This is a genomic window from Thalassotalea sp. PLHSN55 (assembly GCF_052030545.1).
Taxonomy (GTDB): domain Bacteria; phylum Pseudomonadota; class Gammaproteobacteria; order Enterobacterales; family Alteromonadaceae; genus CANMXU01.
In genome coordinates this window covers 631658-641820 of the sequence record NZ_JBPDIH010000003.1, presented here as the reverse complement: position 1 = coordinate 641820, position 10163 = coordinate 631658, and the positions used below count along the sequence as shown (strand labels likewise).

The 10163-nt window shown below is 40.6% G+C and carries 8 protein-coding genes and 1 pseudogene; 4 read left to right on the top strand and 5 right to left on the bottom strand.

Annotated elements, in window-relative coordinates:
- Positions 1 to 74: 74 nt before the first annotated feature.
- From ACRRSQ_RS08565 to ACRRSQ_RS08555, 3 genes and pseudogenes are all read right to left on the bottom strand, one after another.
- Positions 75 to 515 (bottom strand): hypothetical protein, encoded by a 441-nt coding sequence (locus ACRRSQ_RS08565; RefSeq protein ID WP_440875299.1) that lies wholly within the window; start codon positions 513 to 515, stop codon positions 75 to 77.
- 160 nt (positions 516 to 675) lie between these two features.
- Positions 676 to 2411: pseudogene (locus ACRRSQ_RS08560) on the bottom strand (sodium:solute symporter family protein).
- Positions 2411 to 2662: a DUF4212 domain-containing protein gene (locus tag ACRRSQ_RS08555; RefSeq protein ID WP_440875298.1), complete on the bottom strand. Its 252-nt coding sequence runs from the start codon at positions 2660 to 2662 to the stop codon at positions 2411 to 2413. Before ACRRSQ_RS08555 ends, ACRRSQ_RS08560 begins: the two are co-directional and overlap by 1 nt.
- Positions 2663 to 3145: 483 nt before the next feature.
- On the opposite strand from ACRRSQ_RS08555, the gene ACRRSQ_RS08550 reads away from it, so the two are divergent.
- Positions 3146 to 4990 (top strand): putative nucleotidyltransferase substrate binding domain-containing protein, encoded by a 1845-nt coding sequence (locus ACRRSQ_RS08550; protein WP_440875297.1) that lies wholly within the window; start codon positions 3146 to 3148, stop codon positions 4988 to 4990.
- A gap of 4 nt (positions 4991 to 4994) precedes the next feature.
- Positions 4995 to 5687 (top strand): exonuclease domain-containing protein, encoded by a 693-nt coding sequence (locus ACRRSQ_RS08545; protein WP_440875318.1) that lies wholly within the window; start codon positions 4995 to 4997, stop codon positions 5685 to 5687.
- A 65-nt stretch (positions 5688 to 5752) separates the two neighbouring features.
- Here the strand turns inward: ACRRSQ_RS08545 and ACRRSQ_RS08540 are convergent, their stop codons facing one another.
- Complete coding sequence (locus ACRRSQ_RS08540) at positions 5753 to 6004, bottom strand: YdcH family protein (protein WP_440875296.1); 252 nt, start codon at positions 6002 to 6004, stop codon at positions 5753 to 5755.
- Positions 6005 to 6014: 10 nt separating this feature from the next.
- Positions 6015 to 6329, bottom strand: coding sequence for a TraR/DksA family transcriptional regulator (locus tag ACRRSQ_RS08535; protein WP_440875295.1), 315 nt, complete (start codon positions 6327 to 6329; stop codon positions 6015 to 6017).
- A gap of 395 nt (positions 6330 to 6724) precedes the next feature.
- On the opposite strand from ACRRSQ_RS08535, the gene acs reads away from it, so the two are divergent.
- Together acs and ACRRSQ_RS08525 are read left to right on the top strand one after the other, a co-directional pair.
- Positions 6725 to 8623: an acetate--CoA ligase gene (acs, locus tag ACRRSQ_RS08530; RefSeq protein ID WP_440875294.1), complete on the top strand. Its 1899-nt coding sequence runs from the start codon at positions 6725 to 6727 to the stop codon at positions 8621 to 8623.
- A 298-nt stretch (positions 8624 to 8921) separates the two neighbouring features.
- On the top strand, positions 8922 to 9986 hold the full coding sequence (locus ACRRSQ_RS08525; RefSeq protein WP_440875293.1) for a DcaP family trimeric outer membrane transporter: 1065 nt from the start codon (positions 8922 to 8924) through the stop codon (positions 9984 to 9986).
- Positions 9987 to 10163: the final 177 nt, after the last annotated feature.

Genomic DNA, 10163 nt, shown 5'->3' with positions numbered 1-10163 from the left:
CCGCTTACCGCTTACCGCTTACCGCTTACCGCTTACCGCTTACCGCTTACCGCTTACCGCTTACCGCTTACCGCTTATTTGGTGGTTTGGGTATAAAACTCACTAATGTACTGGCCGCCTTTGATATTGGCAATTAACCTAAGTTTATACTTGTCGCCTCTATTGCTAATTAAGGTACGTAGTGGTGTATTACGTTTCCAATAATAAGGGCTGTCTAACATGCCTAATCGATAGGCGGTTGGGTTGTCTTGTTTATCCACTAAAAATAACGTCGCACTATCGAGCGGAAACGTTGAGTTAACGGTAGTCACCCCTTTTTCATCGTAAATATTAACCTGAAAATCACCCGATTTTAAAATACATTGCTGATTAATAATGTCGCAATGACCAAATGATGCTAGCTCAATTACTTTCGATTCCTGGGCTTTATATTCCATATAGAAATCTGAGGCGATATACCCACCAAGTATTAAAAAGGGCGCAACAAACAAAGCAATTTTGGTATGTCGATTCATAAAGATTCCATTAACAATAAAAATTTTACTTATTGTAATTTATAGTTTTTATTAGAAAAGTCCATCAAAACAGACGGTTTACTTTAAATAACTGACGTTGGATAAAAAAGGCTCCAACAAGAGGAGCCTTTTTTGGTAACTAAACCTTAATCATTCGGGCTTAGTGATCGTGAGCTTCTGCAATTTTGCCATGTGGCGTGCGGAAGTTCTCAACTAATTGCTGAATTTCAGCTGGTGCTGGACCTGTAGCTTTACATACTGCAAATGCTACTGCAAAGTTAACTAGTGCACCGATTGAGCCGAATGCGTTAGGTGAAATACCTAAGAACCAGTTAGCTTCCATATCACCTAAGAACGAAGTACCAGGAATAAACATAATCCCTTTGTGTTGGAATACGTATAACATCGTTACACCGATACCAGAACACATACCCGCAATGGCTGCTTTGCTGCTCATTTTCTTAGAGAATATACCCATCATTAGTGCCGGGAAGATTGATGATGCTGCCAAACCAAAGGCGAGCGCCACCGTCCCTGCGGCAAATCCAGGCGGATTGAGCCCCAGATAACCAGCAAGTAATATCGACAAGGTCATGACAATACGGCTTGCAAGTAGCTCGTTCTTCTCACTCATATCCGGTATCAGCACCCCTTTCATTAAATCGTGGGATACGGCGGAGGATATTGCTAATAATAAACCTGCTGCGGTTGACAGTGCTGCTGCTAAACCACCGGCCGCAACAAGTGCGATAACCCAGTTTGGTAAGTTAGCAATAGACGGGTTAGCTAGTACCATAATGTCACGGTCAACTTTCACCATTTCGTTGGTTTCTTTGTCCGCTACGTATTGGATTTTGCCATCGCCATTTTTATCTTCAAACTTCAACAGACCTGTTCTTTCCCAATCTTTAAACCATTGTGGACGCTCGTCATACACTAAGTTTTGACCAGCTACCGGCTCAATGGTATTCATTAGGTTGAAACGTGCCATTGCACCAACAGCCGGAGCTACAGTGTAAAGTAACGCGATAAATACTAAGGCATAACCTGCTGATTGACGTGCTGCTTTAACTGAAGGAACAGTGAAGAAGCGCATGATTACATGTGGTAAACCTGCAGTACCAATCATAAGAGACATAGTATAAGCAATCATCTCAACCGAGCCTAAGGAGGAGGTGTGTACTCTTTAAAGCCGAGGTCACTGACCACCATATCAAGCTTATCAAGTAGATAAACACCACTACCATCGGCAAGGGTTGAACCTAAACCAAGTTGTGGAATTGGGTTACCTGTTAACTGTAAAGAGATAAAGATAGCTGGAATAGTATATGCTGTGATTAATACAACATATTGTGCAATTTGCGTGTAAGTAATGCCTTTCATGCCACCTAAGGTTGCATAAACAAATACCACACCCATACCAATGTATAGACCAACATCATACTCAACTTCTAAGAAGCGAGAGAAAGCTACACCAACACCTTTCATTTGACCGATGATGTAAGTAACAGACGCAATAATTAAACAGACTACCGCAACAATACGGGCAGTTTTAGAATAGAATCGGTCACCAATAAATTCGGGTACCGTAAACTTACCATGCTTACGCATGTAAGGGGCTAGACACATTGCCAGTAGTACATAACCACCGGTCCAACCCATTAAGAATACCGAGCCACCGTAACCTAGGAAAGCAATTAAACCGGCCATTGAAATGAATGACGCAGCACTCATCCAGTCAGCACCAATTGCCATACCGTTTTGTAATGGTGTAATACCACCACCAGCAGCGTAGAACTCACTGGTTGAACCCGCGCGAGCCCACCATGCGATAAAGAAATATAAACCGAAGGTACCGCCAACGGCGATCCAGGTATAGAGTCTTAACTCATCCATTATTGGTCCTCCACGTTATATTTCTTATCAAGTGCGTTCATTTTTGATGAATACCAAAAAATTAAACCCACAAAAGTATAAATCGAGCCTTGTTGTGCAAACCAGAAACCTAGTTTGTACCCACCTAATCGTATGGTATTTAGCGGTTCTACGAACAGTAGACCTAAACCAAATGACACCACGAACCAGATGACGAGGCAGATAAAGATTAATCGCAGGTTTTCCTGCCAATATGATGTTCTCTCTTCCATTACCTTCTCCTAGCGAATGAGCGCTTGTTGTTGTTATACGCTTGTTTATCAGCTTGTTATGTTGAGAAAGATTTAATATTCATTCCTGATACTTAGTAGATTTTGACTAAACTCAAAAATAGATACTGAACCTATCTGTACTACACACTAGCAATCTTTTTTTGGCGGGAGTATTAAACTTTAGTCTAGATCGTGATCAATTCTTGGTTTTGCACTTGATATTTACATCACGCTTGCTGACTAGCTTGTCGGTTGTTTTTAGGGAGTATTTACATCGATATTAACAATTGTTAATTACTTTAGGTGTCAAAAGTTAATCTTAGATAAGCTGACTTAATGTCTGAATGAACCGGCAAAAATTACGGTAATGCTGTTTAAGTGAGTTTTGGGTTTAAACTTTAGTCGTAACTTGCGTGAATATCATTGACTTGTATAGCAAACAGGCTCTAAATAGTAGCATAGTTAGCGTTATGGAATTGTTATATGGACACGGCTCTATCTGAAATTTGCGCGTTTATTGAGGCGATCCCGCCGTTTGATTTGTTAGATAATCAAACGCTTGAAAACGTTATCAAAGAAATTGATATTTGTTATTTGCGTAATCAAAATAATCTACCACCAGACGAATATGCTGCTGAAACGTTATTTATTTTGCGCAAAGGAGCGTTAAGCTATTATTCAAGTGAAGAAGAATTGTTGGGCATGTATGGTGAAGGTGATATATGCACTATTTATTGTCACAAACAAAATACCACCAATATTCAAGTACGCACTCACGAAGACACCTTACTTTATGCCATTCCCTACCCTGCGCTACAGGAAATATTAAAAGACTCTCCCGATGTTATCGGTTTTTTTGAAAACAGCGCCGAGCAACGTTTACAGAAAAAAATGGCAACGGTTAATGAAGAAGCCATTATTGCCTCTTCATTAATGAACACCAGTATTGCCGATTTTTATCACACGCCAGTTGCTAGCATAAATCACAAATGCACCATTCAAGATGCAGCCATTAAAATGACCGAACTAGGTTATTCTTGTTTAATGGTACTTGATGGTGATATTACCGTTGGTATTGTTACTGACAAAGATATTCGTCGTCGGTGTGTCGCCGCCGGGTTAGCAATTAGTGAACCGATCACCACAATAATTACTGATAACCTGACCACTATTGATGTTAAAAGCAGTGCCTATGAAGCGTTAATGATAATGACCAGTAAACATATTCATCATCTGCCTGTAACTGATCAAGGCCAGTTAGCTGGCATGGTTACCGTAACTGATTTGATGAATCATGAAGGGCAAAATGCCGTTAACCTTACCAGTATTATTCATAAAGCCAATTCCGTTAGTGAGCTCGCAGAAATTAGTAAAATGCTGCCTAAGCTGCAAATTCGCATGGCCAAGCTGGGCACTACCGCCGATCATGTTGGTAAAAGTATTAGTGCGATCACTATGGCGTTTACCATTCGTTTAATTGAAATGGCGGAAAAGTTACTTGGACCAGCACCTGTGCCTTACGCTTGGCTTGCGGCAGGATCACAAGCGCGACAAGAGCAATTTGCTCATTCAGATCAAGACAATGCCCTTATTATTTCCAACGACATGAAGGCGGAAGATAATTACTGGTTTTTTGACTTGGCGACCTTTGTTAGCGACGGTTTAGCCGCGTGCGGTTTTATTTATTGTCCAGGCGATATCATGGCGACCAATACCAAGTGGCGGCAACCACAAAAAGTATGGAGTCGATATTTTGATAAATGGGTCGATACGCCAAGCCCGAAAGCGCTATTAAACAGTAGCGTCTTTTTTGATTTAACCACAGTGCATGGCGACGCGTCTTTATTAGAAAGCGTTCGCCAACAAATGCTCGAAAAAACCAAACGTAGTTCGGTATTTATTGCGCATTTATCAAAAAACGCCTTACAGTTAAGACCACCGCTAGGCTTTTTTAGAGATTTTGTATTGGTGCAAGATGGCGAAAATAAAAAGGTACTCGACTTAAAGCACAATGGCATTGCACCTATTGTTGATTTAGCGCGAATTTATGCCCTGTCTGAAGGTATTTCAGCGACCAATACCATCGACCGGCTCAAGCAAGTTGCCGGAACACGCTCACTCACTAAATCGTCGGCGGCCAATTTAATTGATGCTTACGAGTTCTTATCTATGCTGCGTATGCAGCATCAATCAAAACGTATGCAAAGTGGTAAAAGCCCTAATAACTTTTTATCACCAAAAGACTTATCTAAATTAGAGCGAGAGCATTTAAAAGACGCATTTAAGGTGATTAAAACCATGCAAGATGCACGACAGTCGGCGTTTTAATGTGATGAATATTTTTGATCATTTTTTTGGCTATGAAGCAAAAAGAAAAAGGTTGCTAAAAAAAGTGCCTGAAGGGGCGCTACGTGACTTTCTTTCGGTGCCATTTCCCGACAAACACCAGCTTTTTGTTGATACGCCAATTCTGTCGGTTGATTTCGAAACTACTGGCTTACATGCAAAAAATGATAAATTACTGAGCATTGGCTGTGTCGATTTATTTGCCAATCGTATTCCGCTGCGTACCAGTTATCACCAAATAATTCGCACTAAAGGGCAACTCAAAGCTGACAATGTCACCATTCATCAAATCACCGATAGCCAAAAAGACCAAGGCCAATCGCTACAAGAAGTAGTGGAGGCGTTGCTAAAAGCGCTAACGGGAAAAGTGATGTTAGTACATTTTGCTCGCATTGAACGTGAATTTTTAAAACAAGCCTGTGTTGAGCTTTATGGTATTGCCCCTGTTTTTCCGATGATAGATACCTTAATGGTGGCAAAAAAGCGTTTAGACAATCGAGATGTTTCCTACGATCCGTCAGAGCTTCGCCTTTCTTCTTTACGCCATAACTATGAATTGCCTGAACATTTTGCCCATAATGCCCTAAACGATGCGATTGCCACTGCAGAGCTGTTAATGGCGCAGGTCAGTCGTATGCGTCAGCCGCATAAAGTGCGACTGGCGGATTTATTGTTGTAATTGAATAGCAAAAAAATCAGCAAGTGGGGGCTTTGCTGATTTTAATGTTTGCTGTGTGGTGAGTGTTAGGCTGATGCGGCTTCTTTTTTCAACATTACAAATAATTGGTCTTTTAAATTTAACCGTTTTAATTTGACACTTTCCAAATATTCGTCAGTGGTATTTTCTACTCCTTGCTCAATACGAAGCACTTCATGATCAACTTCATGGTATTGCTTGAATAATTTTGCAAAATGATTGTTATTCATTTTTAGGTGATGAATTTCATCATTAAACTCTGGAAACTCGTGGTGTAAATCATGCTTTTCTAATGCCATGTTGTAGCTCCTAAGATGCGCAATTAATGCAAATGTTGGTATAAGGTAAAACGTTCAAACGTTTTGGATCGATCATTTCTGCACAGCCAGTGCAAATGCCATACTGATCGTTCTCAAGTCGGTGTAACGCTTCTATAACTTGTTGTAATTCGACTTTCGCCTCATGATGAATCTCGTCAAGCACTTCATCATTTTCACTTTCGGTTGTTTGCTCGGAGAAGTCAGCTGAACGGCCTTTTTTAAAGTCAGCTTCTATTGCAGAAATGCGTTTTGATAACTGCAATTTCTTTTCGGTGAGTGTCGCTAAAATTTCTTCGTTGTGCATGTCTTCTTCCTTAATTCTTTTGTCCACAACTTCATTCTATGCCCCTTGTCTAGGAATACTTTGATCTAGCTTAAAAAAGCGAATTGAACTTTAAAATAACCCTTAGCCGTTATATGTGGTTACTACTGAACCTTGTTTGCAAGTATTGGCTTTATTTTTGATACAGACAATAGATACAAATAATGGGCAGTATTTTTATTGAACGAATATCATGGGGTGCAACAAAATTTGTCGTTAAGCTGTGTCATTATTTTAGTGATACAGCAAGGCGTTAAGCTTTTTTTGCAGTCTTAGACTTAGGTCTAATTCCCAGCTGTACAAATTTTGATTATTTTATTAGGTAATTTCAAAAAACTATTTATGAGCTGTAGTTTTTAGCAGCGGAGATGCAAATTATGAGTGAATCAGGTAAGTCTGATATTTTTTATCCAAGTGAAGAAGTAATCGCCCAAGCTAATGTGAGTGATTATGAAGCTATGTACAATTATTCAGTGAATGACCGTGAAGGTTTTTGGGCTGAACAAGCAGAAACATTAAGCTGGTATAAAAAATGGGACAGTGTGTTAGATGACAGCAACGCCCCATTTTATAAGTGGTTTGATGGTGGTGAAATCAATATTGTTCATAACGCAATTGACCGTCACTTAGAAAATGCTAATCGCAACAAAATGGCGATTATCTGGGAAGGCGAAAATGGTCAGGTTCGCAACTACTCATACAATGGTTTAAACCGTGAAGTTTGCCAATTTGCCAACGTATTAAAAAGCATGGGTGTTGAAAAAGGCGACATCGTTACCATTTACATGCCGCAAATTCCAGAATTGGTATTCGCTATGCTAGCTTGTGCCAAAATTGGTGCAATTCACTCGGTTGTTTATGGTGGTTTTAGTACAGAAGCACTTGCTTCACGTATTGACGATGCGCACTCTCGCGTTTTAATTACCGCTGATGGTGGCTGGCGCCGCGGTAAGCAAGTTGATTTAAAAGGCATTGCCGACGATGCTATGAAGCGTACGCCGTCAATTGAAGTGTGTATTTGTGTTAAAAATAACGGCTTAGACGTTGAAATGGAGCCGGCACGTGATTTTTGGTTACACGACTTAACAGCATTACCCATTGCTAGTTCAAAGTGTGATACCGAAAAAACTGAAGCTGAAGATCCACTATTTATTCTCTACACCTCAGGTACCACAGGTAAGCCAAAAGGTATGTTACATACCCATGGCGGTTACTCAGTTTATACTTCAACCACACACCGTATGGCGTTTGATATTAAACCGCAAGACAGATGGTGGTGTGCGGCTGATCCAGGTTGGATCACCGGTCACAGTTATATTGTTTACGGGCCACTAATTAATGGTGCAACTATCATGTTATATGAAGGTGCTCCTAACTACCCTTACCCGAACCGTTGGTGGCAAATTGTTGAAAAATACGGCATTAACATTTTATACACTTCGCCTACGGCGATCCGTGGCTTAATGCGCTTTGGTGACCGTTGGCCGAAGAAACACGACCTTTCAAGCTTGCGTTTATTAGGTAGTGTTGGTGAGCCAATTAACCCAGAAGCGTGGCGTTGGTACCATCATGTTATTGGTCAAGATAAGTGTCCGATTATTGATACTTGGTGGCAAACCGAAACCGGTGGTTTCATGATTTGTCCACTGCCTATCACGCCATTAAAACCAGGTTCGGCAACTAAGCCATTCTTTGGTAATGAAATGTCGATTATTGATGATGACGGTAACGAAGTTGGCACCGATGAAGAAGGTAAGCTAATTGTTAAAAACCCATGGCCGGGTATGGCGCGAACTATCTTCAAAGATAACGAGCGTTACGCAGACCTGTATTGGAGCCAAAAAGAAAATGGCGAGTGGCATTATTTAGCTGGCGACAGTGCAAAAATTGATGAAGACGGCTACATTTGGGTTATTGGCCGTATGGATGAAGTATTGAAAGTAAGTGGTTATCGCTTAGGTACTTCTGAAGTGGAAAGCGCCTTAGTAAGCCACCCGAAAGTAAGTGAAGCTGCGGCCGTTGGTTTGCCACACGAACTTAAAGGTAACGCCATTCATACTTACGTTATTTTGCAAGCGGGTGTTGAAGGTGATAAAGCGCTTGAGTCGGAATTACGTGCTCATGTTGGTAATGAAATGGGTAAAATCGCCATGCCAGAAGTGGTTGAGTTTGTTGATTCACTACCAAAAACACGCTCAGGTAAAATCATGCGCCGTGTATTAAAAGCACGTGCACTTGGTCAAGATGAAGGTGATTTAAGTACTTTAGAAGAGTAAGTAAATCATTAACGCTGAGGACGAAAGTCCTCAGCTAATTAATGAAATGTAAGCAAAGAAAAATAATAAATATATAAAGTAATACAACAAATTTTTAATAAAAATCAATAATAAAAGAGCGGTGCAAAGCACTTGCGATAACAATAAATAATAAAAAGCTATTCCAATAGCAGATAACGCAGACCGAATTAATACTTAGCAGTATTAGTACACACGAAATAACAGAAAACATAACAAGAAAAGCAAACAAGCCAAAAGGTATGGTGTGGTTTCCTGCGGCCAAAATTGAGGATATAACATGTTTACAGCAAAGAAAACTCTATTAGCGTGTAGTTTAATGGCATTAACGGGTGCAGCAAATGCTGGCTATACGATAAAAACAGGGGAAGATAGCGCCATCACTTTTGGTGGTTATATTAAAGTCGATACTCGTTATGTTGACGGAAATATACAAGCAACTGATTATTGGTATGGTGGTGGCACTGTGCTTTCTGAAGATGCTTCAAACTTTGGCATTGCCGCCAACGAAACGCGTTTTAATACTAAATATGTTCACGGTGACGTGACAGGTTTTATTGAAATGGATTTTTATGGTAGTGCGGTTTCTGGTGGTGGTAACGAGATCATTTCAAACTCTTCAAAACCTCGTTTACGTCACGCATTTATCAAATATAAAGATGTATTAGTGGGCCAATACTGGACCACGTTCCAAAACACCAGTGCACTTGCTGAAGCCGCAGATTTTGGTGGTCCGCTAGTTGCTTCTGCGTTTATTCGTCAAACACAAATCCGTTATACCAACGGTGGTTTGCAATTAGCTCTAGAAAACCCTGAAACGTATGGCGGTAATAATGTCGTTCAAGGTGGTTACCACAACGATAGTATGCCTGACGTTATTGGTAAATATACCTTTAGTGGTGACTGGGGTAACGTATCTGTTGCTGGTGTTGTTCGTCGTTTAGAGTCTATGACGGGCAATGAAGAAACAGCAGTTGGTTACGGTGTTTCAGGTCGCATTAAAACTTTCGGTAAAGATGATTTCCGTTTCCAACTTCACGGCGGTGAAGTGGGTCGTTATGTTGGCGTAACAGCATCTACAGATATGGTTGGTGAAGAAGTCGAAGACACTACATCAATTATGGTTGCTTACCGTCATTTCTGGACTGAAGATATGCGTACTAACGTATTCTACGGTAATACCGAAACAGATGCGTCAGATCGCGATCGCACACATTGGGGTGTGAACTTGTTTAAAAACTTCACCAAAGAATTATCGTTTGGTGTTGAACTTGGTAACTTTGAAATGGCTGAAGCAGATGCTGATTCAAACTACTTCCAGTTCTCTGCGAAATACGTACTTTAGTTAATATTTCGCATAACGCTCTTGCGTTAGTTAACCTCTTTTTGAGGTTGCTTTTGGGGAAGCTCACGCTTCCCCTTTTTTATGTACAGGAAGTACGGTATGGCGCGGTTGCATGGATGCAAAGGAGCGGCGATGTACAGGAAGTACGGTCAGTTTGTCTGTTCCTGACACAAACTA